Annotated in this window: 22 protein-coding genes; 10 read left to right on the forward strand and 12 right to left on the reverse strand. The window is 58.2% G+C overall.

Annotation, left to right across the window (positions count from 1 at the left end; all coding sequences use genetic code 11):
• Positions 1–79: 79 nt before the first annotated feature.
• The 11 genes from lpxD to rpsB form a co-directional block, all read right to left on the reverse strand.
• Positions 80–1,135: a UDP-3-O-(3-hydroxymyristoyl)glucosamine N-acyltransferase gene (gene lpxD / locus AC07W5_RS09925; RefSeq protein WP_494992562.1), complete on the reverse strand. Its 1,056-nt coding sequence runs from the start codon at positions 1,133–1,135 to the stop codon at positions 80–82.
• A 3-nt stretch (positions 1,136–1,138) separates the two neighbouring features.
• Complete coding sequence (locus AC07W5_RS09930; RefSeq protein ID WP_017130863.1) at positions 1,139–1,642, reverse strand: OmpH/Skp family outer membrane protein; 504 nt, start codon at positions 1,640–1,642, stop codon at positions 1,139–1,141.
• Positions 1,643–1,687: 45 nt separating this feature from the next.
• Positions 1,688–4,066: an outer membrane protein assembly factor BamA gene (gene bamA / locus AC07W5_RS09935; RefSeq protein ID WP_495023272.1), complete on the reverse strand. Its 2,379-nt coding sequence runs from the start codon at positions 4,064–4,066 to the stop codon at positions 1,688–1,690.
• 74 nt (positions 4,067–4,140) lie between these two features.
• A complete protein-coding gene (gene rseP / locus AC07W5_RS09940; protein ID WP_495023273.1) occupies positions 4,141–5,493 on the reverse strand; it encodes an RIP metalloprotease RseP in 1,353 nt (450 codons plus the stop codon).
• Between the two features lie 54 nt (positions 5,494–5,547).
• Positions 5,548–6,738, reverse strand: coding sequence for a 1-deoxy-D-xylulose-5-phosphate reductoisomerase (gene ispC, locus AC07W5_RS09945; RefSeq protein WP_494992559.1), 1,191 nt, complete (start codon positions 6,736–6,738; stop codon positions 5,548–5,550).
• Positions 6,735–7,541, reverse strand: a complete 807-nt coding sequence (locus tag AC07W5_RS09950; RefSeq protein WP_494992558.1) for a phosphatidate cytidylyltransferase — start codon at positions 7,539–7,541, stop codon at positions 6,735–6,737. Before AC07W5_RS09950 ends, ispC begins: the two co-directional genes overlap by 4 nt.
• A complete protein-coding gene (gene uppS, locus AC07W5_RS09955; protein WP_494992557.1) occupies positions 7,541–8,296 on the reverse strand; it encodes a polyprenyl diphosphate synthase in 756 nt (251 codons plus the stop codon). The genes AC07W5_RS09950 and uppS overlap by 1 nt, the downstream gene beginning before the upstream one ends.
• Before the next feature lie 13 nt (positions 8,297–8,309).
• Positions 8,310–8,867: a ribosome recycling factor gene (gene frr, locus AC07W5_RS09960; RefSeq protein ID WP_494992556.1), complete on the reverse strand. Its 558-nt coding sequence runs from the start codon at positions 8,865–8,867 to the stop codon at positions 8,310–8,312.
• On the reverse strand, positions 8,864–9,607 hold the full coding sequence (pyrH, locus tag AC07W5_RS09965; RefSeq protein ID WP_003172271.1) for a UMP kinase: 744 nt from the start codon (positions 9,605–9,607) through the stop codon (positions 8,864–8,866). The genes frr and pyrH overlap by 4 nt, the downstream gene beginning before the upstream one ends.
• 210 nt (positions 9,608–9,817) lie before the next feature.
• Complete coding sequence (gene tsf, locus AC07W5_RS09970; RefSeq protein WP_494992555.1) at positions 9,818–10,681, reverse strand: translation elongation factor Ts; 864 nt, start codon at positions 10,679–10,681, stop codon at positions 9,818–9,820.
• 203 nt (positions 10,682–10,884) lie between these two features.
• Positions 10,885–11,625, reverse strand: a complete 741-nt coding sequence (gene rpsB / locus AC07W5_RS09975) for a 30S ribosomal protein S2 (RefSeq protein ID WP_494992554.1) — start codon at positions 11,623–11,625, stop codon at positions 10,885–10,887.
• Between the two features lie 381 nt (positions 11,626–12,006).
• Here rpsB and map point away from each other — a divergent pair, with 381 nt between their 5' ends.
• The 7 genes from map (at position 12,007) to AC07W5_RS10010 (ending at position 20,333) form a co-directional block, all read left to right on the forward strand.
• Entirely contained in the window at positions 12,007–12,789 is a 783-nt protein-coding gene (gene map, locus AC07W5_RS09980) for a type I methionyl aminopeptidase (RefSeq protein WP_494992553.1), read from the forward strand.
• A gap of 43 nt (positions 12,790–12,832) precedes the next feature.
• Entirely contained in the window at positions 12,833–15,535 is a 2,703-nt protein-coding gene (locus tag AC07W5_RS09985; RefSeq protein ID WP_495010314.1) for a [protein-PII] uridylyltransferase, read from the forward strand.
• Between the two features lie 34 nt (positions 15,536–15,569).
• Positions 15,570–16,769 (forward strand): succinyldiaminopimelate transaminase, encoded by a 1,200-nt coding sequence (gene dapC / locus AC07W5_RS09990; protein ID WP_494992551.1) that lies wholly within the window; start codon positions 15,570–15,572, stop codon positions 16,767–16,769.
• Between the two features lie 501 nt (positions 16,770–17,270).
• On the forward strand, positions 17,271–17,579 hold the full coding sequence (locus AC07W5_RS09995; RefSeq protein WP_494992550.1) for an arsenate reductase: 309 nt from the start codon (positions 17,271–17,273) through the stop codon (positions 17,577–17,579).
• Positions 17,580–17,611: 32 nt separating this feature from the next.
• A complete protein-coding gene (dapD, locus tag AC07W5_RS10000; RefSeq protein WP_495023274.1) occupies positions 17,612–18,646 on the forward strand; it encodes a 2,3,4,5-tetrahydropyridine-2,6-dicarboxylate N-succinyltransferase in 1,035 nt (344 codons plus the stop codon).
• Between the two features lie 77 nt (positions 18,647–18,723).
• A complete protein-coding gene (locus AC07W5_RS10005; protein ID WP_495023275.1) occupies positions 18,724–19,929 on the forward strand; it encodes an aminotransferase class V-fold PLP-dependent enzyme in 1,206 nt (401 codons plus the stop codon).
• The gene (locus AC07W5_RS10010) at positions 19,926–20,333 is read left to right on the forward strand and encodes a SufE family protein (protein ID WP_494992547.1); all 408 of its coding nucleotides are present in this window, start codon (positions 19,926–19,928) and stop codon (positions 20,331–20,333) included. Before AC07W5_RS10005 ends, AC07W5_RS10010 begins: the two co-directional genes overlap by 4 nt.
• Positions 20,334–20,443: 110 nt before the next feature.
• Here the strand turns inward: AC07W5_RS10010 and tcdA are convergent, their stop codons facing one another.
• The gene (gene tcdA, locus AC07W5_RS10015; RefSeq protein ID WP_494992546.1) at positions 20,444–21,253 is read right to left on the reverse strand and encodes a tRNA cyclic N6-threonylcarbamoyladenosine(37) synthase TcdA; all 810 of its coding nucleotides are present in this window, start codon (positions 21,251–21,253) and stop codon (positions 20,444–20,446) included.
• A 277-nt stretch (positions 21,254–21,530) separates the two neighbouring features.
• On the opposite strand from tcdA, the gene AC07W5_RS10020 reads away from it, so the two are divergent.
• From AC07W5_RS10020 to AC07W5_RS10030, 3 genes are all read left to right on the forward strand, one after another.
• Positions 21,531–24,122, forward strand: coding sequence for a glycosyltransferase (locus tag AC07W5_RS10020; RefSeq protein WP_494992545.1), 2,592 nt, complete (start codon positions 21,531–21,533; stop codon positions 24,120–24,122).
• 223 nt (positions 24,123–24,345) lie between these two features.
• Positions 24,346–25,497 (forward strand): succinyl-diaminopimelate desuccinylase, encoded by a 1,152-nt coding sequence (dapE, locus tag AC07W5_RS10025; RefSeq protein ID WP_494992544.1) that lies wholly within the window; start codon positions 24,346–24,348, stop codon positions 25,495–25,497.
• A complete protein-coding gene (locus tag AC07W5_RS10030; protein WP_494992543.1) occupies positions 25,497–26,306 on the forward strand; it encodes a putative RNA methyltransferase in 810 nt (269 codons plus the stop codon). Before dapE ends, AC07W5_RS10030 begins: the two co-directional genes overlap by 1 nt.
• Positions 26,307–26,363: the final 57 nt, after the last annotated feature.

Here is a 26,363-nt window from a genome sequence, read left to right on the forward strand (position 1 = left end):
AGCGCGCGACTGACGCGCACTCCTCTAGCAAATCAAGGAGGCAGTCTAGCGGCTGTGCACACTTGATATGGAAATGGTTTCAGCCATCTGATGAAGCATTACCGCCAGGGGTCACGTCACCTACACGCTTTTCCAATTGCCGCAGGCGTCGCGCGATATCGTCGAGCTGACGAATGCGTGCCGCGCTTTTGCGCCATTCGGCAGCAGGCTGCATCGCCGTACCGGAAGAATAGGAACCCGGCTCTGTAATCGAGTGAGTCACCATGGTCATTCCGGTCAGGAAAACGTTGTCGCAAATATCGATGTGCCCAACCAGACCGACACCACCGGCGAGCATGCAGTGCTTGCCGATTTTGGTACTGCCGGAGATCCCCACGCACGCCGCCATGGCGGTGTGATCACCGACCTGCACGTTGTGGGCGATCTGAATCTGGTTATCCAGTTTCACGCCATTACCGATCACGGTATCGGCCAGCGCACCGCGGTCGATGGCAGTGTTCACGCCGATCTCCACATCGTCACCGACCAACACGCCGCCGATCTGGGCAATCTTCTGCCAGACACCTTTTTCATTGGCGAAGCCAAAACCTTCACCACCAATGACAGCGCCGGACTGAATCACCACGCGTTTGCCGATCCGTACGTCGTGATAAAGCGTCACTCGAGGAGCCAGCCAACCGTCTTCACCGATTTCAGAGCGAGCACCAACAAAGCAGTGAGCGCCGACCGTGACACCAGCGGCAATGCGCGCGGCGCTTTCGATCACGGCAAATGCACCAATGCTCGCAGCCGGATCGACCACCGCATCCTCAGCCACAACCGCAGTCGGATGAATACCGGCACTGGCTTTAGGCTTGGGATCAAACAGATGGGAAATCCGCGCGTACGCAAGGTATGGATCAGCTACAACCAGCGCATCACCGGCAAAACCTTCGGCGTCAGCGGCCTTCAGCAACACGGCTGCGGCCTGGCTGCCGACCAGATATTTACGGTATTGGGGATTTGCCAGAAAGCTCAACTGAGCTGGGCCAGCCTCCTGCAAGGTGGCTAGCCCAGTAATTTCTTTCTCCGCGGAACCACGTAGCGTGGCGCCGAGGAACTCGGCCAACTGGCCGAGTTTTATAGTCGCAGTCATGGATTACTTCAGCTGATTCATGCGCTCGATAACCTGGCGAGTGATGTCGTACTGAGGTTTGACATCGATCACTGCGCCACGCTCGAAGACCAGGTCAAAAGCACCTTTCTTGATGACTTCTTCCACAGCGCTATCCAGTTTTGGCTTGAGCTGTTTCAGCATTTCACGGTCGGCAACGGCTTTGGCTTCGTTCAGTTCCTTGGACTGGAACTGGAAGTCACGGGCCTTTTGCTTGAACTCGAGTTCAAGGCGCTCACGTTCGCCTTGCTGCATTTTGTCGCCACCACTGACCAAACGGTCCTGGATGCCTTTGGCGCTGCTTTCAAGAGCCTTTAGCTTGGTCAGTTGTGGACCGAACTTCTTCTCGGCATCCACAGCGTATTTCTTCGCGGCGTCAGACTCCAGCAGAGCCATTTGATAGTTCAGTACCGCAATTTTCATTTCGGCAAATGCCGGGGTCGCTACCAGGACAGTCGCCAGGAGAACCAATTGAGTCAACTTACGCACGATGCACTCCTACAAAAACCATTGTCGTTATCTTGGATCAGACGATTAGAACGTCTGACCGAGGGAGAATTGGAATACCTGGGTCTCAGCATTGCTGTCCGGTTTCTTGACCGGCATTGCCAATGCGAAACTCAACGGACCAAGGGCAGTAACCCATGTCACACCAACGCCCACCGAACTGGCCATATTGCTCAGACTGACCTCGTTGCACTGCGTTTTAGACTTCGAACCATCGGCGTTAGTGCTCTGCGTGCAAGTCGAGTCGAATACGTTACCCACGTCCCAGAATACCGAAGTGCGCAAGGAACGCTGATCTTTCACGAACGGCAGAGGGAACAGAACCTCTACACCACCCTGAATCAGGACGTTACCACCAAACGGCAGCGCATTCTGGTCCGGGTCGACGGAAGTTCCCGGGTTAACGCCACGACTCGGCGTACTGCGAGGCCCGAGAGTGCTGTCCTTGAAGCCGCGAACCGAGTTGAAACCACCTGCAAAGTAGTTCTCGTAGAACGGCAGGCTATTGGTCGAACCGTAACCATCACCATAGCCCAGCTCAGTGTGCAGACGCATGGTGTAGCTATCAGTCAATGGCTGGAACAGCTGACCACGGTAATCGAGCTTGAAGAACGAGAGATCGCTGCCAGGGGTCGTTGCTTCCAGAACCAGGCTCTGGGAATGACCACGGGTCGCCAGCACGCCTTTGTTCAGAGTCGACTCGGACCAACCGGCCGAAGCCTTGAAGTTCAGGTACTGGTTACCTTCACGGTTAACGAAGTCAAAAATCTCGTCAACGGTGAACTGACCGGTATTGATCTTGTCTTGCTGCGCCGTCAGACCAAAGGTCAGACGCGAAGTCTCGCTGATCGGATAACCGACGCTGACGCCCGCACCCAGGCTGTCTACCGCATAGTTGGCTACGTTGACATCAAGGTTTTTGTAGTCAGTGGTGCGATAGAAAGCGTTGTAACCCAGGCTGACGCCGTCAGCAGTCCAGTAGGGGTCGACATAACCGAAGTTGTAGCGGCTCTGGTACTGGCTACGGGTCAAGCCGATGCTGACCTTGTTACCGGTACCCAGGAAGTTGTTCTGGGTAATCGAGCCACCGAGGATCAGACCGGCGCTCTGAGCAAAACCGACGCTGGCGGTGATCGAACCGGACGCTTGCTCTTCAACGGCGTAGTTCACGTCAACCTGGTCATCGACACCCGGTACAGCCGGCGTCTCGACGTTGACCTCCTTGAAGAAGCCCAGACGTTCCAGACGGGTCTTGGACTGGTCGATCAGGTAGGTTGACGCCCAGCCTCCTTCCATCTGACGCATTTCACGACGCAGCACTTCGTCTTCCGACTTGGTATTGCCACGGAAGTTGATACGGTTCACGTATGCGCGCTTGCCAGGATCGACCATGAAAGTGATATCTACGGTGTGATCTTCTTCATGGGGCTGCGGCACGCCGTTGACGTTGGCGAAGGTATAGCCTTCGTTACCCAGACGACGGGTGATCAATTCAGACGTGGTGGTCATCAGTTTGCGCGAGAAAACCTGACCTTTCTGTACCAGCAGCAACGACTTGACCTGGTCTTCAGGCACTTTCAAGTCACCGCTCAGCTTGACGTCACGAACGCTGTACTTCTCACCTTCGTTAACGTTGACGGTGATGTAGACGTGTTTCTTGTCCGGGGTGATCGAAACCTGGGTCGAAGCGATATCCATGTTGATATAGCCACGATCCAGGTAGTAGGAACGCAGGCGCTCCAGGTCACCGGACAATTTTTCACGAGCGTACTTGTCATCGTTCTTGAAGAACGACAGCCAGTTAGAGGTTTTCAGTTCGAACAGGTCGACGAGATCTTCGTCAGGGAAGACCGTGTTACCCACCACGTTGATGTGCTGGATAGCGGCGACAGTGCCTTCGTTGATATTGACCTTCAAGGCAACACGGTTACGCGGCTGCGGCACCACTTCGGTGTCGACGGTCGCCGAGTAGCGGCCCTGAGCAACATATTGACGCTGCAGTTCGTTACGCACGCCCTCAAGGGTCGCACGCTGGAAGATCTCGCCTTCGGACAGACCGGATTGTTTGAGGCCTTTCATCAGGTCTTCAGTGGAGATCGCCTTGTTTCCGTCGATCTCGATACTGGCAACAGATGGACGCTCGACTACAGTGATGACCAGGACATTGCCATCGCGGCCCAGCTGGATATCTTGAAAGTAACCGGTTTTGAACAATGCACGAGTGGATTCCGCCAGGCGACGATCATCCGCCTGTTCACCAACGTTCAACGGCAAGGCACCAAAGACGCTACCCGCGGACACCCGCTGGAGGCCATTGACGCGAATATCGGAGATAGTGAAGGACTCGGCGTGAACTTCGGCGATCATCAATACGGTGAGAACCGCAGTTAGCAGCAGACGTTTCATGAAGTCCTTTCTTATTCCAACTGGCAATAAACAAACTGCCGCAAAATGCGGCAGATTCGCAATTCAGCGAAGCGTTACAGTCGACCCAGATCGTTGAGCAGAGCAAGCAACATCACCCCGACCACCAAACTGATACCGATCTGTATCCCCCAACCCTGCACCCGATCCGACAAGGGGCGACCACGCGCCCACTCAATCAGATAAAACAACAAATGCCCCCCATCCAGTACAGGAATGGGCAACAGATTGAGAACTCCCAGGCTAATACTCAGATAAGCAAGGAAATTCAAGAAATCAGCGACACCCGACTGGGCAGAAGCGCCCGCCACTTTAGCAATGGTTATCGGTCCACTCAAGTTTTTTACCGAGAGCTCGCCGAACAACATTTTCTTTAGTGAATCAAGGGTCAGCACACTCATGGTCCAGGTCCGCCGGGCACCCTCGCCGATCGCAGCCAGCGGACCGAAGCTGACCTCATGAATCATGCTTGGTGGCCAATCGACAGCCTTTACCCCGGCCCCCAGATAACCGCTCGCGACTTTCGACTTGCCACGGACAGCCAAGGTCACAGGGACGTCGATTTGAGCACCATCACGCTCAACATGCAGCATAATTTTGGTATCAGGCCGTACACGGACCAAATCAACGACTTGCTGCCAATCGCTCAACGCCTGGCCATCGAGCGCCAGCAGACGGTCGCCCATCTTCAGGCCGGCAGCCTGCGCAGGCCCTTTGGGATCAAGCTCGGCCAGCACCGGCGGCAACGCTGGACGCCAAGGGCGAATCCCCAGCGCGTGAATCGGATCGGGCTCATCAACACCTTTAAGCCAATGATCCAGCATCAGCTCATGAGGTGAGTCGACAGTCGAGCCCTGTTCGCGCATCAGCAACTGCAAGGAGCCACTTTCACCCAATCGGCTCACCAGTTGCAGATTGACGGCCGCCCAACCAGAAGTCGGCTCACCATCGATCGCAACGATTTCCTGACCAGGGCTCAAGCCGGCCCTTGCAGCAAGACTACCGACCTCAACCGCACCGATGACCGGACGCACCTGCTCGCTGCCGAGCATCGCCAACGCCCAGAAAAACACCAGAGCCAGCAGAAAGTTGGCAACAGGACCGGCCACGACGATAGCGATACGCTGGCGAACAGTCTTGCGATTGAAGGCATGATCGAGCTGATCAGCCGGCACTTCACCTTCGCGCTCATCGAGCATCTTCACATAGCCACCCAACGGGATGGCAGCGATCACGAACTCCGTACCGCGGCGATCATGCCAACGCAGCAGGGGCATACCGAAGCCCACAGAGAAACGCAGAACCTTGACGCCACAGCGGCGCGCCACCCAAAAATGGCCGAATTCATGGAAGGTGACCAGCACGCCCAGAGCAACCAGGGTGCCGAAAATCATATAGAGCGCGCTCATCTACTTTCTCCGCATTCCTATCCAGTGCCGATACACTCGAATCCGCCGCAACATTTATCGCCCATGGCGACTCAGCCATTGCTCGGTCAGGGTACGGGCTTTGGCGTCCGCCGAGAACACCGCGTCGAGTTCGTCGACGGCAACCACAGGCTCGAGGCTTAATACTTCCTCGATGATACTCGCGATCTCCGGGTAGCGGATGCGTCGATCAAGAAAGGCTGCCACAGCCACTTCATTTGCAGCATTCAACGTGGCGGGCGCACTGTTACCCGCCTCCGCCGCCTGACGCGCGAGTCGCAGGCATGGAAAACGCTCTTCATCGGGAGCCTGGAAGTCCAGTCGCGCGATTGAGAACAGATCAAGAGGCGCCACCCCGGAGTCGATTCGCTCAGGCCAGGCCAGGGCGTTGGCAATCGGCGTACGCATATCAGGATTGCCCAATTGCGCCAACACCGAGCCATCGACATAGTCGACCAGCGAATGAATGACGCTCTGCGGATGAACGACCACTTCGACCTGGGCAGGCCTGGCATCGAACAACCAGCAAGCCTCGATCAACTCAAGGCCTTTATTCATCATGCTTGCCGAATCAACCGAGATCTTGCGACCCATCGACCAATTGGGGTGCGCACAAGCCTGCTCGGGCGAAACTTGCGCAAGCTCTGACAACGGTGTTTGCCGGAACGGACCACCGGAGGCAGTCAGTAGAATCCGCCGAACCCCGACAGCGCCAAGCCCGCGAGCAAAGTCACTGGGCATGCACTGAAAAATCGCGTTGTGCTCGCTGTCGATTGGCAACAGGACCGAACCGCTCTTGCGCACAGCCTGCATAAACAACGCGCCGGACATCACCAGCGCCTCTTTATTAGCCAAGAGGATTTTTTTACCGGCCTCTACCGCCGCCAAAGTCGGACGCAAACCCGCTGCCCCGACGATCGCCGCCATCACCGCATCGACTTCAGGATCGGCCGCGATCTGACACAGCCCCTCCTCCCCCACCAGGACGCGGGTTTTCAGCCCGGCAGCCCGCAAGTCGTCCTGCAGGCTACGTGCAGCAGCGATCTCAGGAACGACTGCGAAGCGCGGCATGTGGCGAACGCACAACGCGAGCAGCTCGCTCAAACGACTGAAACCACTCAAGGCGAACACTTGGTAGCGCTCGGGATGACGAGCAATGACATCCAGGGTGCTCAGGCCAATCGAACCCGTCGCCCCCAGAACGGTAATCTGTTGTAGGCGACTCACAGTGCAGCCATCCACAAAAGGACAGCAAATACCGGAATAGCCGCTGTCAGACTGTCGATTCGATCCAGCACACCGCCATGGCCCGGCAGCAGGTTACTGCTGTCCTTGATCCCCGACTGACGCTTGAACATGCTTTCAGTCAGATCGCCGACCACCGAGAGCGATACGACAATCGCCGCGCCGAGCAACCCCAACAGCACCTGCACCCCACTCCAGTCTCGAACAAAGCCGACAACGGCAGTGATCAGCAAGCTAAGCAGTAAACCACCATAAACCCCTTCCCAGCTCTTGCCCGGACTGACTTGCGGAGCCAGTTTACGCTTGCCAAAAGCCCGGCCGGAAAAGTAGGCACCGATATCGGCCCCCCAGACCAGCACCATTACCGCCATGATCAGCCAGTTACCCAAGGGTTGTTGCTTGATCAGGATCAAACCTTGCCAGGCAGGCAACAAGATCAACAGACCAATCACCAACTTGCTTGCCGCGCTAGCCCAATACTCACCGGTCCGTGGATAAGTCAGCACCAGGAAAGTCGCCAGTAACCACCAGAGAACAGCAGCACCCAGTACCCATGGAGCAAGACCGGGAAGTACATGCATGAAAAACAGCAGCAGCGCGACCAGGGTTGCGTAAACAATCCGGGCAGACTGAGCAGTGAAACCTGCCAATCGAGCCCATTCCCAGGCACCCAGAGTCACCACCAGCCCGATGAACAAAGCAAAGCCCGTACCTTCGAGCAGGAAAAACCCGCACAAGGCGATTGGCAGCAGGATCAGCGCAGTAATGATTCGTTGCTTAAGCATTAAACCCGGGCTCCAGCCTCGACCTGCTCGCTCGTTTTACCGAAGCGGCGCTGACGAGAAGCGTAATCGGCCAGCGCAGAACGCATGGCATCGTGTTTGAAGTCCGGCCAGAACAGGTCGGAGAAATACAGCTCGGCGTACGCCAACTGCCACAACAGGAAGTTGCTGATGCGGTGCTCACCGCCAGTACGAATGCACAAGTCCGGCAAGGGCAGATCGCCAGTCGCCAGACAGGTTTGCAACAACTCGGGCGTAATGTCTTCAGGTCGCAGATGCCCGGCCTGAACCTCGCGCGCCAGGCGCTGGGCAGCCTGGGCAATGTCCCATTGACCACCATAATTGGCAGCGATTTGCAGGATAAAACGATTGCTGCCCGATGTCATCGCCTCAGCTTCACGCATGGCCGCCTGCAGCTCCGGATGGAAGCGCGAGCGGTCACCAATGATGCGCAGGCTGATGTTGTTGTCGTTGAGGCGCTTGGCCTCACGACGCAATGCCCTGAAGAACAGATCCATCAAGCCACTGACTTCGTCTGCCGGACGCTGCCAGTTCTCACTGGAGAAGGCAAACAAGGTCAGCACTTCGACCTTGGCCTCGGCACACACCTCGATGACAGCACGAACAGCATCGACACCCGCTTTATGCCCGGCAATACCCGGCATAAAGCGCTTTTTTGCCCAACGATTATTGCCGTCCATGATAATCGCGACATGACGCGGCACCGAAGACGGTACAGCCTGCTTGGTCTTTTCCATGAAAACGCGACCCTTATACGGCCATCAGGTCTTTTTCTTTCTCCGCCAACTTAGCGTCGATTTCAGCTACGAACTTCTTGGTCAGATCGTCGATCTCGCCAGTGGCACGACGCTCTTCGTCTTCGCTGATTTCCTTTTCCTTGACCAGATCCTTCAGCGAGCTGTTTGCATCGCGACGGATGTTGCGTACGGCAACACGGGCATCTTCAGCCACATCGCGTGCCTGCTTGGTGAAACCGCGACGGGTTTCTTCGGTCAGGGCCGGCATGCTGATCAGCAGCAGCTCACCAAGGTTGGTCGGGTTCAGGTTCAGACCTGCGCTGCCGATTGCCTTGTCGACGGCGCCCAGCATGTTGCGCTCGAAGGCAACAACTTGCAGGGTACGGGCGTCTTTGACGGTGATGTTGGCAACTTGCTTGATCGGGGTGTCAGCACCGTAGTACGGCACCATCACGCCCTCCAGGATGCTTGGGTGCGCCTGGCCAGTACGGATACGGCCGAAGTTGTGCGCCAGCGATTCCACAGATTTCTGCATGCGATCTTTAGCGTCTTTCTTGATTTCGTTGATCATTGTTGGCCTTCCTCGATCAGGGTTCCTTCAGCGCCGCCATGTACGATATTCAGCAGGGCGCCGGGCTTGTTCATGTTAAAGACGCGCAACGGCATCTTGTGATCACGGCACAGACAGATGGCCGTCAGATCCATCACACCCAGCTTGCGATCCAGCACTTCATCGTAGGTCAGATGATCGAACTTCTCGGCATGCGGGTCTTTGAATGGGTCAGCGGTGTACACACCATCAACCTTGGTCGCTTTCAACACGACGTCAGCATCGATCTCGATCGCTCGCAGGCAGGCTGCCGAATCCGTGGTGAAGAACGGGTTGCCGGTACCGGCTGCGAAGATAACGACTTCCTTGGCGTTCAGGTGACGCATGGCTTTGCGGCGATCATAGTGATCGGTTACGCCAACCATGGAAATAGCCGACATAACGATGGCGGAGATATTCGCACGTTCCAGCGCATCACGCATGGCCAGGGCATTCATCACAGTGGCCAGCATCCCCATGTGATCGCCGGTAACCCGATCCATCCCGGCAGCACTCAGGGCTGCACCACGGAACAGGTTGCCACCGCCAATCACCAGACCGACCTGAACGCCTATACCGACCAGCTGGCCGACTTCCAGCGCCATGCGATCCAGAACCTTGGGGTCGATCCCGAACTCTTCCGAGCCCATCAGGGCCTCGCCGCTGAGCTTGAGTAGAATGCGTTTATAGCGAGCCTGATAACCACTGCCCTGCTGAGCCATTGCGAATCTCTCCTGCGGCGTATTTTAAAAATTCTTTGCAAGCTGTTTGCAGCCTGCGTTCACTCTAACTGGACGCTATCACAACGCCATCGGAACACGGCTTTGTAAGCCAGTTCCGAAGGGAAGCCAAATAAATTGATCATCCCATTTGAAAAGAGGCTGCGCGCGTGAGCGGGCAGCCTCTTCAGGGCGACAGTTTAAAAAACCGTCTTACTGCTTGGCAGCAGCCAGCTGAGCAGCAACTTCTTCAGCGAAGTTGTCTACTGGCTTCTCGATGCCTTCACCTACCGCGAAGCGAGTGAAGGAAACGATTTCAGCGCCGCCTTTCTTGGCCAGGTCGCCAACAGTCACTTCAGGGTCCTTGACGAACTGCTGGTTGACCAGGCTGGCTTCGGCCAGGAACTTGCTGATACGACCGGCAACCATTTTTTCAACGATTTCGGCTGGCTTGCCTTTGATCTTGTCTTCGTTGAGGCTCATGAACACGGCTTTTTCGCGTTCGATGGCTTCAGCGGAAACTTCCGACGGCAGCAGGAACTCAGGGTTGCTGGCCGCGACGTGCATCGCGATGTCTTTAGCCAGTTCAACGTTACCGCCCTTCAGGACGACAGCAACACCGATCTTGTTACCGTGCAGGTAAGTACCGACCACGTCACCTTCAACGCGAACCAGACGACGGATGTTGACGTTCTCGCCGACTTTACCAACCAGAACCAGACGATCAGCTTCACGCGCTTCGATCAGCGGAGCAGCATCAGTCAGTTTGTCAGCAAAAGCCTGTTCGACGCTGGCAGCAACGAACACTTTGAAGTCGTCTTGCAGAGCCAGGAAGTCGGTCTGCGAGTTCACTTCCAGCAGAACTGCGGCTTTACCATTGTCCTTGATAGCGATTGCGCCTTCAGCAGCAACGTTGCCTGCTTTTTTGGCTGCCTTGATGGCGCCCGAAGCACGCATGTCATCAATGGCTTTTTCGATGTCGCCGCCAGCCTTGGTCAAGGCTTTCTTGCAGTCCATCATGCCTTCGCCGGTACGCTCGCGCAGTTCTTTGACCAACGCTGCAGTAATCTCTGCCATTTCAAAATTCCTCTTGGATAGGTTTTCAACCATTCCACCCGACCGAACGGGCGTTCAATTCTTGCGCTACTCCCGAAACACTTGTTAACCGCCGCTCATGACAAAAACTGCAGAGGGCATTTTTCAACAAACGATTTTCGAGGTGGCAAAAAGGGGGCCAAGCCCCCTTTTTGCGTACTGAGTAAACGCTAAGCGCTAGCTACTCAGCCTTCAACTACTGCTGCTGGAGCGTCTTCGACGAACACTTCGGTGCCGCCAGCAACGTGGTTGCGACCTTTGATCACAGCATCAGCCATCGCACCCATGTACAACTGGATGGCGCGGATTGCGTCATCGTTGCCTGGGATGATGTAGTCAACGCCTTCCGGGCTGCTGTTGGTATCGACAACGCCGATAACCGGGATGCCCAGCTTGTTGGCTTCGGTGATCGCGATGCGCTCGTGATCAACGTCGATAACGAACAGTGCGTCTGGCAGACCGCCCATGTCCTTGATACCACCCAGGCTACGATCCAGCTTCTCAAGATCGCGAGTGCGCATCAGCGCTTCTTTCTTGGTCAGCTTGGCGAAAGTACCGTCTTCGGCCTGAACTTCAAGGTCACGCAGACGCTTGATGGAAGCACGGATGGTTTTGAAGTTGGTCAGCATGCCGCCCAACCAGCGGTGATCGACGTACGGCGAACCGCAACGTGCTGCTTCTTCAGCAACGATCTTGCCAGCGGAACGCTTGGTGCCGACGAACAGAATCTTGTTTTTGCCCTGGGCCAGACGCTCTACGAAAGTCAGAGCTTCGTTGAACATTGGCAGGGTTTTTTCAAGGTTGATGATGTGAATCTTGTTCCGCGCGCCGAAAATGTACTTACCCATTTTCGGGTTCCAGTAACGGGTTTGGTGACCGAAGTGCACACCGGCCTTCAGCATATCGCGCATGTTGACTTGGGACATGATAGTTCCTTAATAAGTCGGGTTAGGCCTCCACGCATCCCAATGACCAACCAGCAGCGTCAAGCTGAAGGCACCCAGGTCATCGTGTCGACGCGTGTGTGGGTTTAAACTTTTCGAGGTATCCCCGGAAAGCGGCGCATTTTATACCACAAGAAAGGGAAAAACGAAACCAGGATTCACACGTTCCAGGCGTCCGCTTTTACCCTGACCTTGGAATCGGATCAGAATGCACCATTACTATAGAGAGAAGCGATGGCAAGACGTTCATGATTTGCACCGACCGTCTGTTAGAATCGTGTTTTAGGGCTGCGAAGACGCAACATTTGGTCACGCAATCCATCTCCCGTGTTTATAGCGCCATTGAGCGCCTAGAGAGCCTGTATGACCGTCACCCTCAAAACCCCAGAGGACATCGCAAAAATGCGTGTCGCCGGCAAACTGGCCGCCGACGTGCTGGAAATGATCGCCGAATACGTCAAACCCGGCGTCACCACGGACGAACTGGACCGCATCTGCCACGACTATATTGTCAATGAACAGAAGGCCATCCCTGCCCCTCTCAATTACAAGGGTTTCCCGAAGTCGATCTGCACCTCGATCAACCATGTGGTCTGCCACGGCATCCCGAACGAGAAACCACTCAAGGATGGCGATACCCTGAACATCGATGTCACCGTCATCAAAGATGGCTATCACGGCGACACCAGCCGGATGTTCCACGTTGGCACCGTGCCTGTCTGGGCCGAGCGCCTGTCGCAAGTCACCCAGGAATGCATGTACAAGGCCATTGAACTGGTCAAACCTGGCTGCCGCCTTGGCGACATCGGTGAAGTCATCCAGAAACACGCCGAGAAAAACGGTTTCTCGGTGGTCCGCGAGTTCTGTGGCCACGGCATCGGCAAGGTGTTTCACGAAGAGCCGCAGATCCTGCACTACGGTCGTGCCGGCACCGGAATGGAACTGAAAGAAGGCATGACCTTCACCATCGAGCCAATGATCAACCAGGGCCGCGCCGACACCAAAGTATTGGGCGACGGCTGGACCGCGATCACCAAGGACCGCAAGCTCTCCGCGCAGTGGGAACACACGCTGCTGGTGACCGCCACCGGTTACGAGATCTTCACCCTGCGCAGCGATGACACTATCCCTCGCGTTTCGGCCTGATCCGTCCTGCTCTGCCCCTACATAAAGAAAGGAAAGCCAATCGATGCCGCAGGTGGATCCCGAACTCTTCGACCGCGGTCAGTTCCAGGCTGAACTGGCCTTGAAGGCAAGCCCGATTGCGGCCTTCAAGAAAGCTATTCGCCAGGCCCGCGAGGCGCTCGACGAGCGCTTTCGCGCCGGTCGGGATATCCGTCGACTGATCGAGGATCGCGCCTGGTTCATCGATAACATCCTGCAAAAGGCCTGGGAGCAGTTCAACTGGAACGAAGACGCCGACATCGCGCTGGTCGCGGTCGGCGGCTATGGTCGCGGCGAGCTGCACCCTTACTCCGACATCGACCTGCTGATCCTGCTCGACAGCGCCGATCACGAGACTTTCCGCGATTCCATCGAACGTTTTCTGACGTTGCTGTGGGATATTGGCCTGGAAGTCGGGCAAAGCGTGCGTTCGGTGGATGAATGTGCCGAAGAGGCCCGCGCCGACCTGACGGTCATCACCAACCTGATGGAAAGCCGCACCATTGCTGGCCCCGAGCGTTTGCGCCAGCGCATGCTGGAGGTCACCAGTACCGCTCATATGTGGCCAAGCAAGGACTTCTTTCTGGCCAAACGTGCCGAGCAAAAGGCCCGCCACCACAAATACAACGATACCGAATACAACCTGGAACCCAACGTCAAAGGCTCGCCCGGTGGCCTGCGGGATATCCAGACAATTCTCTGGGTAGCCCGCCGCCAGTACGGCACGCTGAACTTGCGTGCACTGGCTGGCGAGGGCTTCCTGGTGGAGAGCGAGAACACCCTGCTGGCTTCATCCCAGGAATTTCTGTGGAAGGTCCGTTACGCCTTGCACATGCTGGCCGGACGCTCCGAGGACCGCCTGCTGTTCGATCACCAGCGCTCGATAGCCGGGTTGCTGGGCTTCGCGGGGGATGACGCCAAGCAGGCTATCGAAAGCTTCATGCAGCAGTATTACCGGGTGGTCATGAGCATTGCCCAGCTCAGCGACTTGATCATCCAGCACTTCGAGGAAATCATTCTCGCATCAGAAGATGAAGCGCCCTCGCAGCCGCTTAACTCGCGTTTCCAGCTGCATGACGGCTACATCGAAGTCACCAACGTCAATGTCTTCAAACGCACGCCATTCGCGATGCTGGAGATCTTCCTGCTGATGGCTCAGCACCCGGAGATTAAAGGAGTTCGCGCCGATACCGTCCGCTTGTTGAGGGAAAACCGTCACTTGATTGACGACGAATTCCGCCATGACATCCGCAATACCAGCCTGTTCATCGAATTGTTCAAGTGCGAGATCGGCGTCCACCGCAATCTGCGGCGAATGAACCGTTATGGCATTCTCGGGCGCTATCTACCGGAATTCGGCTTTATCGTCGGCCAGATGCAACACGATCTGTTCCACATCTATACCGTTGACGCCCATACCCTGAACCTGATCAAACACCTGCGTAAACTGCAGTACACCCAGGCTTCCGAAAAATTCCCGCTAGCCAGCAAACTCATGGGCAAGCTGCCAAAACCCGAGTTGATCTACCTGGCCGGCCTGTATCACGACATCGGCAAGGGTCGGCATGGCGATCACTCGGACATTGGCGCAGTAGATGCCGAGGCGTTCTGCGCACGCCATCAGCTGCCGCAGTGGGACAGCCGACTGATTGTCTGGCTGGTGCAGAACCACCTGGTGATGTCGACCACCGCCCAGCGCAAGGATCTGTCCGATCCGCAGGTTATCCACGATTTCGCACAAATCGTTGGCGATCAGACCCGGCTCGACTATCTGTATGTGCTGACCGTCTCCGACATCAATGCGACCAATCCGACCCTGTGGAACTCCTGGCGGGCGAGCCTGCTGCGTCAGCTCTACACCGAGACCAAGCGTGCCTTGCGCCGCGGCCTGGAAAATCCGGTGGATCGTGAACAGCAGATTCGCCAGACCCAGAGCGCTGCCCTGGACATCCTGGTACGCAGCGGCACCGATCCGGATGACGTCGAACAGCTCTGGGCACAACTGGGCGACGATTACTTCCTACGCCATACCGCTGGCGACGTGGCCTGGCACAGCGATGCGATCCTGCAACAGCCCGCCGACGGCGGCCCCTTGGTGCTGATCAAGGAAACCACACAGCGAGAATTCGAGGGCGGAACGCAGATCTTCATCTACGCGCCAGACCAGCACGACTTCTTCGCTGTGACCGTGGCGGCAATGGACCAGCTCAACCTGAACATTCACGACGCCCGGGTCATCACCTCCAGCAGCCAGTTCACCCTCGACACGTATATCGTCCTCGACACCGATGGCGACTCCATCGGCGACAACCCTCTGCGCGTCAAGCAGATCCGTGACGGCCTGACCGAAGCCCTGCGCAATCCGGCTGACTACCCGACCATCATTCAGCGACGGGTGCCACGCCAGCTCAAGCACTTCGCTTTCCCGCCACAGGTCACCATCCACAACGACGCCCAGCGTCCGGTGACTGTCCTAGAGCTGAGCGCTCCGGACCGGCCCGGCTTGTTGGCACGGATCGGGACAATCTTCCTCGAGTTCGATCTGTCGCTGCAGAACGCCAAGATCGCCACCCTCGGCGAACGCGTGGAAGACGTATTTTTCATCACCGACGCAAACAACCAACCGTTGTCCGACCCGCAGCTGTGCAGCCGCTTGCAGGACGCCATCGTTGAACAATTGAGCGTCAGCCACGAACCGAATATCGAACTGTCGCGCCTGAGCTTCTAGTCGCGCGCCATGACCTGAGTGAGATCCGCCAGCAATGAACAACGCTCTGAACCAGTTGCAGCCCTACCCGTTCGAAAAACTCCGCGCCCTGCTCGGCACTGTTCAGCCCGCAGCAGGTAAACGCCCGATTGCCCTGTCCATCGGCGAGCCTAAACATCGCTCGCCTGACTTTGTCGCCCAAGCCCTGGCCAGCAACCTGGATCAGATGGCGGTCTACCCGACCACTCTGGGTATTGCAGCCCTGCGTGAAGCAATTGCTCATTGGTGCGAACGGCGCTTCAGCGTCCCCGACGGCTGGCTCGACCCTGCCCGTAATATTCTGCCGGTCAACGGTACGCGCGAGGCGCTGTTCGCCTTCACCCAGACGGTGGTCAACCGCAGCGATGAAGCACTGATCGTCAGCCCGAACCCCTTCTATCAAATCTATGAAGGTGCAGCCTTCCTTGCCGGGGCCAAGCCGCATTACCTGCCTTGCCTGGACGAAAACGGCTTCAATCCGGATTTCGACGCGGTAACGGCCGATGTCTGGCAGCGCTGCCAGATTCTGTTCCTGTGCTCTCCGGGCAATCCGACCGGCGCGTTGATCCCACTGCAAACCCTGAAAAAGCTGATCGCTCTGGCCGACGAGTACGACTTCGTGATCGCTGCCGACGAGTGCTACAGCGAACTGTATTTTGATGAACAGACGCCACCGCCCGGCCTGCTCAGCGCCTGCGTGGCACTGGGGCGCAAGGACTTCAAGCGCTGCGTGGTATTCCACAGTCTGTCCAAACGTTCCAACCTGCCTGGCCTGCGCTCCGGCTTTGTTGCCGGTGACGCCGAGATCCTCAAAGCCTTCCTGCTGTACCGCACCTACCACGGTTGCGCCATGCCGGTTCAGACGCAGCTCGCAAGCATCGCGGCCTGGAACGACGAAGAGCACGTGCGCGCCAACCGAACGCTGTACCGGGAAAAATTCGATGCGGTGCTGGAAATTCTGAGCCCGGTTCTCGATGTGCAGTGCCCGGATGGTGGCTTCTATCTGTGGCCGAATGTTGAGGGCGATGACGCCGAGTTCTGCCGCCAGCTGTTTGCCGAAGAACATGTAACCGTAGTTCCAGGCTCGTATCTGTCCCGTGAAGTCAAAGGCTTCAACCCAGGCGCCGGACGTGTACGTTTGGCACTGGTTGCGCCGCTGGCCGAATGCGTTGAAGCCGCCGAGCGGATTCGCGACTTCATTCAGCGTCGCAAGTAAGCGGCCGATCGCGAGCAAGCTCGCTCCTGCAATGAATCGCGCTTTTTGCAGGAGCGAGCTTGCTCGCGATAGCGTCACAGCATGACTTGAACTGCCACCTCTCGCAGCACGTCGCCCTAGAGCAGCCAAACCAGCGCATCAGAGACTTCCTCCGGCTGGCCGCGCGCTGCGCCATTGCAAGGGCTGGGTACCGTGCCGCAACCGGCGATTCTGAAGCGCGATTGCCAATCAATCGAATGCGAATGGCACCCGCCTGGCAACTGTTCGCCATTGAAGTGCCACATTAGTCGTCTAAGCTGCTGGCTGACCGCCGCACCAATGCCGCAACGGGCCCGGAAATCTGTAATACATTGCGACAAAGCTCGGCCGCAGCCGACGCCGAACCTGCCCGGTCGTGGCATAATCCGTCACCTTTCGTTTCCAGCATCTCCAAAGGGGGGCAATTCCTTGACCGCTTCAAGCAAAACGTTGCACCTTTTCGGCATCAAAGCTTGCGACACCATGAAAAAAGCGCGCACCTGGCTCGATGAAAACGCTGCCAGCTATGAATTCCATGATTACAAAGCGGCCGGAATTGACCGAGAACACCTGACCCAGTGGTGCGATGAGCACGGCTGGCAAGTGCTGTTGAACCGCGCAGGCACGACCTTTCGCAAACTCGACGACGAACGCAAAGCCGATCTCGACCAGACGAAAGCCATCGAACTGATGCTCGCACAACCTTCGATGATCAAGCGCCCGGTGCTCGATCTCGGTGACAGAACCCTGATTGGCTTCAAGCCAGATATCTACGCGGCAGCGCTCAAGTAAGCCAGCCCGTTCAATTTTGTAGAGGTAATCCCATGTCCACTACCCTGTTCAGCCTGGCCTTCGGTGTCGGCACCCAGAATCGTCAAGGCGCGTGGCTGGAAGTGTTTTACGCCCAGCCGCTGCTCAATCCGTCGGCCGAACTGGTCGCCGCTATTGTCCCGATTCTGGGTTACACCGAAGGCAATCAGGCCATCGCATTCAGCACTGCCCAGGCTTCGCAACTGGCTGAAGCACTCAAAGGCATCGACGCCGCGCAAGCCGCATTGCTGACCCGCCTGGCCGAAAGCCACAAGCCGCTGGTCGCCACGTTGCTGGCAGAAGACGCGCAATTGAGCTCCACCCCTGAGGCCTACCTCAAACTGCACCTGCTGTCCCATCGTCTGGTCAAGCCTCACGGCCTGAACCTGGCCGGCATTTTCCCGCTGCTGCCGAACGTCGCCTGGACCAGCCAGGGTGCGATCGACCTCGCGGAACTCGCCGAGCATCAACTCGAAGCCCGTCTGCGTGGCGAGTTGCTGGAAGTATTCTCGGTAGACAAGTTCCCGAAAATGACCGACTACGTGGTACCGAGCGGTGTGCGGCTGGCTGACAGCGCGCGGATTCGTCTGGGCGCCTACATCGGCGAAGGCACTACCGTGATGCACGAGGGTTTCGTCAACTTCAACGCCGGCACCGAAGGCCCGGGCATGATCGAAGGTCGCGTTTCGGCTGGCGTGTTCGTCGGCAAGGGTTCGGACCTGGGCGGCGGTTGCTCGACCATGGGCACCCTGTCGGGCGGCGGCAACATCGTGATCAAGGTCGGCGAAGGCTGCCTGATCGGCGCCAACGCCGGTATCGGCATTCCGTTGGGCGATCGCAACACCGTCGAGTCCGGCCTGTACGTGACCGCTGGTACCAAAGTGGCGCTGCTGGACGAGAACAACAAGCTGGTCAAAGTGCTCAAGGCCCGTGAACTGGCTGGCCAGCCTGACCTGTTGTTCCGCCGCAATTCGGAGACCGGTGCCGTGGAGTGCAAAACCCACAAGTCGGCCATCGAACTGAACGAAGCGCTGCACGCTCACAACTAAGCAGCGACTCGATGCCAACGGAGCCTGTCGGGCGCTTATAATCAGCATCCGACAGGCTCAAACGAGTCTTGACCACCATGCTTGTGCCCTCTGCCTGGCGCGCCGATTTCCCGGCCATCGCCGCATTGCAACGGCAAGACCAGACCTATCTGGATAACGCCGCCACCACTCAAAAACCCCAAGCCCTGCTGGACGCCCTGACGCACTACTACGCCAATGGCGCGGCCAATGTCCATCGAGCCCAACACCTGCCCGGCGCCCACGCCACTCAGGCGTTCGAAGATAGCCGCAGCAAGGTCGCGCATTGGCTCAGTGCAGGCGAAAGCGGGCAGATCATCTTTACCCACGGCGCGACCTCCGCGCTGAACCTCCTGGCCTATGGTCTGGAACACCAATTCAATGCCGGTGATGAAATTGTCATCAGCGCCCTGGAACACCACGCCAACCTGCTGCCTTGGCAACAGCTGGCCCTGCGTCGCGACCTTGAGCTGATCGTCTTGCCATTGGACGCCGACGGCTTGATCGATCTCGATGCCGCGGCAAGCCTGATCGGCCCGCGTACTCGCCTGCTGGCGGTCAGCCAGTTGTCCAACGTACTCGGCGCCTGGCAGCCGTTGCCGGCGCTTTTGGCGATGGCCAAGGCCCATGGTGCCTTGACCGTGGTCGATGGCGCTCAAGGTGTTGTCCATGGGCGACACGATGTGCAGGCTTTGGGCTGCGATTTCTATGTATTTTCCAGCCACAAGCTTTACGGACCGGACGGCCTCGGCGTGCTCTACGGCCGCAGTGAGGCGCTGCACCAATTGCGCCACTGGCAGTTCGGTGGCGAAATGGTGCAAAACGCGGACTACCGGCACGCCTCCTTCCGACCCGCCCCGCTCGGTTTCGAAGCCGGAACACCACCGATTGCCAGTGTGATCGGCCTCGGTGCGACCCTCGATTACCTGAGCGGGCTCGATCTGGATGCGGTCAACGCCCATGAGGCCGCATTGCATGCCTATCTGCTGCAAGGTTTGCATGCGCGCAAAGGCATTCGCCTGCTGGGCAAACCTGAGGTGGCGCTGGCCAGCTTTGTCGTCGAGGGCGTGCACAACTCTGACCTCGCGCATCTGCTGACCGAACAAGGAATTGCCGTACGCGCCGGCCATCATTGCGCGATGCCGTTGCTCAAAGGCTTGGGTCTTGCGGGAGCGATTCGGGTGTCGTTGGCACTGTACAACGACTCCGAAGACCTGGAGCGCTTCTTTGAAGCGCTGGATCAAGCCCTGGAGTTGTTGCGATGAGTTTGCCCGCCGAAGCGCTGACGGCACTGGAAACCTTTCAGAGCGCCGCCGGATGGGAACAGCGAGCACGCCTGCTGATGCAGTGGGGCGATCGACTACCGACCTTGAGCGATGTGGAAAAGACCGAGGCCAATCGGGTGCAGGGCTGTGAAAGTCAGGTTTGGTTGCTGGGTACGTTGCAGGACGACCATTGGCAATTCACCGCCAGCAGCGATGCGCGGTTGATTCGTGGCTTGGTGGCGTTGCTGCTGGTACGGGTCAACGGTTTGTCTGCAGAGGATTTGCAGCAGGTAGACTTGCCGGACTGGTTCAACCAGTTGGGCCTGGCCCGGCAGTTGTCACCATCGCGCAGCAATGGCTTGAATGCCGTATTGCAGAGGATGCGGGAGTTGGCTGGGTACTGATGATCGTTCCCACGCTCTGCGTGGGAATGCCTCAATGGACGCGCTGCGTCCGCTCTTGTGACGCAGAGCGTCACGGGCTGCATTCCCACGCGGAGCATGGGAACGATCTATCAGGCAGGTTTGACCCGATCCGCCGGCCGCCGTACCCCGGCAACAATCTTGTCCACAGCCTTGGTCGCGGCGACCATGCCGAAGGTCGCCGTTACCATCATCACGGCGCCAAAACCGCCCGCGCAGTCAAGTTTCACGCCGTCGCCGACAAAACTCTTCTGCAAGCAAATACTGCCGTCTGGTTTCGGGTAACGCAGTTGTTCCGTAGAAAACACGCAGGGCACGCTGTAATGGCGGGTCACTGTGCGGGAGAAGCCGTAATCACGGCGCAAGGTGGAGCGGACCTTGGATGCCAGAGGGTCATTGAAGGTACGGTTCAGGTCACAGACCTGAATCAGCGTGGGGTCGATCTGCCCCCCGGCGCCGCCGGTGGTGATGATCTGAATCTTGCGGCGTTTGCACCAGGCGATCAGCGCCGCCTTGGCGTTGACACTGTCGATGCAGTCGATTACGCAATCGATGTCTGGTGTGATGTACTCGGCCATGGTCTCGCGAGTGACGAAGTCGGCCACGGCATGCACCGTGCAGGCTGGGTTGATCCCGCGCAAGCGCTCAGCCATCACCTCGACCTTGGCCTGACCGACGGTGCTGTCCAATGCGTGCAACTGACGATTACTGTTGCTGACACAAACATCGTCCAGATCGAACAGCGATATCTCACCGACCCCGCAACGGGCGATAGCTTCCGCCGCCCAGGAGCCAACTCCGCCGACCCCGACGATCGCCACATGGGCCGCACGCAAGCGCTCCAGACCTTCGATGCCGTACAAACGGGCAACGCCAGCAAACCGCGGATCTTCTGTACTCATGACCATTACCCCAAAAACCGGCGCGCATTATAGGGCCGATGCTGGCCAAGAGCACCTTTGCGCTATGAACGGTGGCCAAGCCTGCTTCAACAGGCTAATCAGCGCGGTTATTTGAGCTACAAAAACAGCCGATAAGAACTTAAGTGAAGAGCCGTTGCCCAACGGCGACCTTCTCTTCACATGCTGTACGGTAAGTTGAAGGTCAGTGTAGGATGCGCGCCGTTTGGCACCTGCCAACAGTTCCTTCGTTCCACACCCTTTGGAACCCGAAATCTCTATGTCATCGCGTAAATTTGGACTCAATCTGGTGGTGGTTCTGGCAATCGCCGCGCTATTCACCGGTTTCTGGGCGCTGATCAATCGCCCGGTCACGGCCCCCAACTGGCCTGAACAGATCTCCGGTTTTTCTTACTCGCCGTTCCAGCAAGGGCAGTACCCACAGAAAGACCAGTACCCATCCGACGATGAAATGCGTCGTGATCTGGAGATCATGAGCAAGCTGACCGACAACATCCGTACCTACTCGGTCGACGGCACGCTTGAGGACATCCCGAAGCTGGCTGAAGAGTTCGGCCTGCGGGTAACCCTGGGGATCTGGATCAGCCCGGATCAAGAGCGTAACGAGCGCGAAATCACCCGTGCCATTGCACTCGCCAACAGCTCACGCAGTGTTGTGCGCGTCGTCGTAGGCAACGAAGCGATCTTTCGCAAGGAAATCACCGCCAAGGAACTGAGCGTTCTGCTTGATCGCGTACGCGCGGCCGTCAAGGTTCCGGTCACCACGTCCGAGCAATGGCACGTCTGGGAAGAACATCCGGAGCTGGCCAGGCACGTCGACCTGATCGCGGCCCACGTCCTGCCTTATTGGGAGTTCATCCCGATGGACAAGGCCGGTCAGTTCGTCCTGGACCGTGCCCGTGACCTGAAAAAGATGTTCCCGAAAAAGCCGCTGCTGCTGTCCGAAGTGGGCTGGCCGAGCAACGGCCGCATGCGCGGTGGTGCTGATGCGACCCCGGCTGACCAGGCTATTTACCTGCGCACGCTGGTGAACAAGCTCAACCGCCAGGGCTTCAACTACTTCGTGATCGAAGCGTTTGACCAGCCATGGAAAGCCAGCGACGAAGGTTCGGTAGGTGCGTATTGGGGCGTTTACAACGCCGCGCGTCAGCAGAAATTCAACTTTGAAGGCCCGGTGGTTGCGATTCCGCAATGGCGAGTACTGGCCATCGGCTCGGTCGTCCTGGCGTTGTTGTCCTTGACCCTGCTGATGATCGACGGTTCGGCCCTGCGTCAGCGTGGCCGCACCTTCCTGACCTTTGTCGCGTTCCTTTGCGGTTCGGTGCTGGTGTGGATCGGCTACGACTACAGCCAGCAATACAGCACCTGGTTCAGCCTGACGGTAGGCTTCTTGCTCGCCCTCGGTGCGCTCGGGGTGTTTATCGTGCTGTTGACTGAGGCCCACGAACTGGCCGAAGCGGTCTGGACCCAAAAACGCCGGCGCGAATTCCTGCCGGTGGTGGGCGATTCCGACTACCGTCCAAAAGTCTCGATCCACGTGCCCTGCTACAACGAGCCGCCGGAGATGGTCAAACAGACCCTCGATGCGCTGGCCAACCTCGACTATCCGGACTTCGAAGTCCTGATCATCGACAACAACACCAAGGACCCGGCAGTCTGGGAACCGGTACAGGCCTACTGCGAGACGCTCGGCCCGCGCTTCAAGTTCTTCCACGTCGCGCCACTGGCCGGCTTCAAGGGTGGCGCGCTGAATTACCTGATTCCGCGCACCGCGCCGGACGCCGAAGTCATCGCGGTGATCGACTCCGATTACTGCGTCGAGCCGAACTGGCTCAAGCACATGGTGCCGCATTTCGCCGACCCGAAAATCGCCGTGGTGCAGTCACCGCAGGATTATCGCGACCAGAACGAAAGCACCTTCAAGAAGCTCTGCTACTCGGAATACAAAGGCTTCTTCCACATCGGCATGGTCACTCGTAACGACCGTGATGCGATCATCCAGCACGGCACCATGACCATGACCCGCCGTTCGGTGCTCGAAGAACTGGGCTGGGCCGACTGGTGCATCTGTGAGGACGCCGAGTTGGGTCTGCGGATATTCGAAAAAGGTCTGTCGGCGGCGTATTACCACACCAGCTACGGCAAGGGCCTGATGCCCGATACCTTTATCGATTTCAAGAAACAGCGTTTCCGCTGGGCCTACGGAGCGATTCAGATCATCAAGCGTCACACCGCAAGCCTGTTGCGCGGTAAAGACACCGAACTGACCCGTGGCCAGCGCTATCACTTCCTCGCGGGTTGGTTGCCGTGGGTCGCGGACGGCATGAACATCTTCTTCACTGTCGGCGCTCTGCTGTGGTCGGCGGCGATGATCATCGTGCCGCAACGAGTCGATCCACCGCTGTTGATTTTCGCGATCCCGCCATTGGCGTTGTTCGTGTTCAAGGTCGGCAAGATCATCTTCCTCTACCGTCGTGCGGTCGGGGTCGACATGAAGGATGCGTTCGCGGCGGCACTGGCGGGTCTGGCGTTGTCCCACACCATTGCCAAGGCGGTGCTGTACGGCTTCTTCACCAGCAGTATTCCGTTCTTCCGTACGCCGAAAAATGCCGACAACCACGGCTTTTGGGTGGCGATCTCGGAAGCCCGTGAAGAGATGTTCATCATGCTGCTGTTGTGGGGCGCGGCGCTGGGGATATTCCTGGTGCAGGGCATACCGAGCAACGACATGCGCTTCTGGGTGACCATGCTGCTGGTGCAGTCGCTGCCGTATCTGGCCGCGCTGATCATGGCGTTCCTGTCTTCACTGCCAAAACCTGCGCCAGAGACAGAGCCGGCACCTGCCGCCTAAATCTGCGCAAACAACTAAACGGCGGCCTCTGGTCGCCGTTTTGCTTTAAGATATCCACCATTTTGCGCGCCCAGCCCCACGACCGCAGGAGCAGGGGGGGGCGCCGAGCCCTTGCCCGCGATTGAAGCGACTCGGTGTAACAGACAAACCTCATCATCGTTCTTCGCGGGCAAGCGGAACGCCGCCCGGCCCGCTCCCACACAAATGCTTTCGGAGTTATTACATGACGGCCCACGCCGACCTTTCGCCGACCCTTCAACTGGCCATCGACCTGATCCGCCGTCCCTCCGTCACGCCGGTCGACGCCGATTGCCAGAAGCAGATGATGCAGCGCCTGGGCGATGCCGGCTTCAAGCTGGAGCCAATGCGCATCGAGGATGTGGATAACTTTTGGGCGACCCACGGCAAACACGAAGGCCCGGTGCTGTGCTTCGCCGGCCACACCGACGTGGTCCCGACCGGCCCGGTGCAAGCCTGGCAGACAGACCCATTCGACGCACTGATCGACGAACACGGCATGCTCTGCGGCCGTGGCGCGGCCGACATGAAAGGCAGCCTGGCCGCCATGACCGTGGCGGCCGAGCGGTTTGTCAGCGACTACCCGGATCACAAAGGCTCGGTGGCCTTCCTGATCACCAGTGACGAAGAAGGCCCGGCTCATCACGGCACTAAAGCGGTGATCGAGCGCCTCGTTGCCCGCAAGGAACGTCTGGACTGGTGCATCGTCGGCGAGCCGTCGAGCACCGCCCTGGTCGGTGATGTGGTGAAAAACGGTCGTCGCGGCTCCCTCGGAGCCAGGCTCACTGTACGCGGTGTGCAAGGTCACGTGGCCTACCCGCACCTGGCGAAGAACCCGATCCATCTCGCTGCCCCGGCACTGGCGGAACTTGCCGCCGAGCATTGGGACAATGGCAACAGCTTCTTCCCGCCTACCAGCTTCCAGATCTCCAATCTGAACTCCGGCACCGGTGCGACCAACGTGATCCCGGGTGATCTGGTTGCCGTGTTCAACTTCCGTTTCTCCACCGAGTCGACCGTCGAAGGCCTGCAACAGCGGGTCGCCGATATCCTCGACAAGCATGGCCTGGACTGGCACGTGGAGTGGGCGCTGTCCGGTCTGCCGTTTCTCACCGAACCGGGCGCGTTGCTCGATGCCGTATCGGACAGCATCAAGGCCATTACCGGCCGTGAAACCAAGGCTTCCACCAGCGGCGGCACGTCCGACGGGCGCTTCATCGCGACCATGGGCACCCAAGTGGTCGAATTGGGCCCGGTCAACGCGACGATCCATCAGGTCAATGAGCGAGTGCTCGCCAGCGACCTCGATGTACTGACCGAAATCTACTACCAGACCCTGATCAAGTTGCTCGCCTGATGCTCACCTGCCCTATCTGCACCGCGCCGCTGAGCGCGGTCGACAATGGAGTGGTCTGCCCCGTCGGGCACCGCTTCGACCGCGCGCGCCAGGGTTACCTGAACCTGCTGCCGGTGCAGCACAAGAACAGCCGCGATCCCGGCGACAACCAGGCCATGGTCGAAGCGCGCCGTGATTTCCTTAACGCCGGCCATTACGCACCGGTGGCCAGGCGCCTTGCCGAACTGGCCGCCGAACGTGCGCCACAGCGCTGGCTGGATATCGGTTGTGGTGAGGGTTACTACACCGCACAAATCGCCGAAGGATTGCCCAACGCTGACGGTTACGCCCTGGATATCTCCCGCGAAGCAGTGAAACGCGCCTGCCGGCGCAATCCGAAGCTGACCTGGTTGATCGCCAGCATGGCCCGCGTACCTTTGGCCGATGCCAGCTGCCAGTTCCTCGCCAGCGTCTTCAGCCCTCTGGACTGGCAGGAAGCCAAGCGCCTGCTCAGCCCCGGTGGTGGCTTGATGCGCGTCGGACCGACCAGCGGTCACTTGATGGAATTACGCGAGCGCCTGTATGACGAAGTCCGCGATTACGCCGACGACAAGCATCTGGCCCTGGTACCAGAAGGCATGCAGTTGCAACACAGTGAAACCCTGGACTTCAAACTCAGCCTGGTCGCGCCCCAGGACCGCGCCAACCTGCTGGCAATGACGCCCCACGGCTGGCGTGCCAGTGCCGAACGCCGGGCGAATGTCATCGAACAGGCCGAGCCGTTCGAGGTCAGCGTATCAATGCGCTACGATTACTTCGTTCTTCAATAACCCATTAATTTATGGTCTTGAGCATTAGTCTTGAGGCCGACTAAATCCGCGAATGGA

The sequence above is a fragment of the Pseudomonas sp. GW821-FHT01E05 genome (assembly GCF_059422425.1).

Bases quoted from the DNA above. Each gene is read 5' to 3' on its own strand.
- lpxD (WP_494992562.1), bottom strand. From the start codon at position 1,135: ATGACTGCGACTATAAAACTCGGCCAGTTGGCCGAGTTCCTCGGCGCC.
- bamA (WP_495023272.1), bottom strand. From the start codon at position 4,066: ATGAAACGTCTGCTGCTAACTGCGGTTCTCACCGTATTGATGATCGCC.
- rseP (WP_495023273.1), bottom strand. From the start codon at position 5,493: ATGAGCGCGCTCTATATGATTTTCGGCACCCTGGTTGCTCTGGGCGTG.
- AC07W5_RS09950 (WP_494992558.1), bottom strand. From the start codon at position 7,541: ATGCTTAAGCAACGAATCATTACTGCGCTGATCCTGCTGCCAATCGCC.
- uppS (WP_494992557.1), bottom strand. From the start codon at position 8,296: ATGGAAAAGACCAAGCAGGCTGTACCGTCTTCGGTGCCGCGTCATGTC.
- frr (WP_494992556.1), bottom strand. From the start codon at position 8,867: ATGATCAACGAAATCAAGAAAGACGCTAAAGATCGCATGCAGAAATCT.
- pyrH (WP_003172271.1), bottom strand. From the start codon at position 9,607: ATGGCTCAGCAGGGCAGTGGTTATCAGGCTCGCTATAAACGCATTCTA.
- tsf (WP_494992555.1), bottom strand. From the start codon at position 10,681: ATGGCAGAGATTACTGCAGCGTTGGTCAAAGAACTGCGCGAGCGTACC.
- rpsB (WP_494992554.1), bottom strand. From the start codon at position 11,625: ATGTCCCAAGTCAACATGCGCGATATGCTGAAGGCCGGTGTGCACTTC.
- map (WP_494992553.1), top strand. From the start codon at position 12,007: ATGACCGTCACCCTCAAAACCCCAGAGGACATCGCAAAAATGCGTGTC.
- AC07W5_RS09985 (WP_495010314.1), top strand. From the start codon at position 12,833: ATGCCGCAGGTGGATCCCGAACTCTTCGACCGCGGTCAGTTCCAGGCT.
- dapC (WP_494992551.1), top strand. From the start codon at position 15,570: ATGAACAACGCTCTGAACCAGTTGCAGCCCTACCCGTTCGAAAAACTC.
- AC07W5_RS09995 (WP_494992550.1), top strand. From the start codon at position 17,271: ATGAAAAAAGCGCGCACCTGGCTCGATGAAAACGCTGCCAGCTATGAA.
- dapD (WP_495023274.1), top strand. From the start codon at position 17,612: ATGTCCACTACCCTGTTCAGCCTGGCCTTCGGTGTCGGCACCCAGAAT.
- AC07W5_RS10005 (WP_495023275.1), top strand. From the start codon at position 18,724: ATGCTTGTGCCCTCTGCCTGGCGCGCCGATTTCCCGGCCATCGCCGCA.
- AC07W5_RS10010 (WP_494992547.1), top strand. From the start codon at position 19,926: ATGAGTTTGCCCGCCGAAGCGCTGACGGCACTGGAAACCTTTCAGAGC.
- tcdA (WP_494992546.1), bottom strand. From the start codon at position 21,253: ATGAGTACAGAAGATCCGCGGTTTGCTGGCGTTGCCCGTTTGTACGGC.
- AC07W5_RS10020 (WP_494992545.1), top strand. From the start codon at position 21,531: ATGTCATCGCGTAAATTTGGACTCAATCTGGTGGTGGTTCTGGCAATC.
- dapE (WP_494992544.1), top strand. From the start codon at position 24,346: ATGACGGCCCACGCCGACCTTTCGCCGACCCTTCAACTGGCCATCGAC.
- AC07W5_RS10030 (WP_494992543.1), top strand. From the start codon at position 25,497: ATGCTCACCTGCCCTATCTGCACCGCGCCGCTGAGCGCGGTCGACAAT.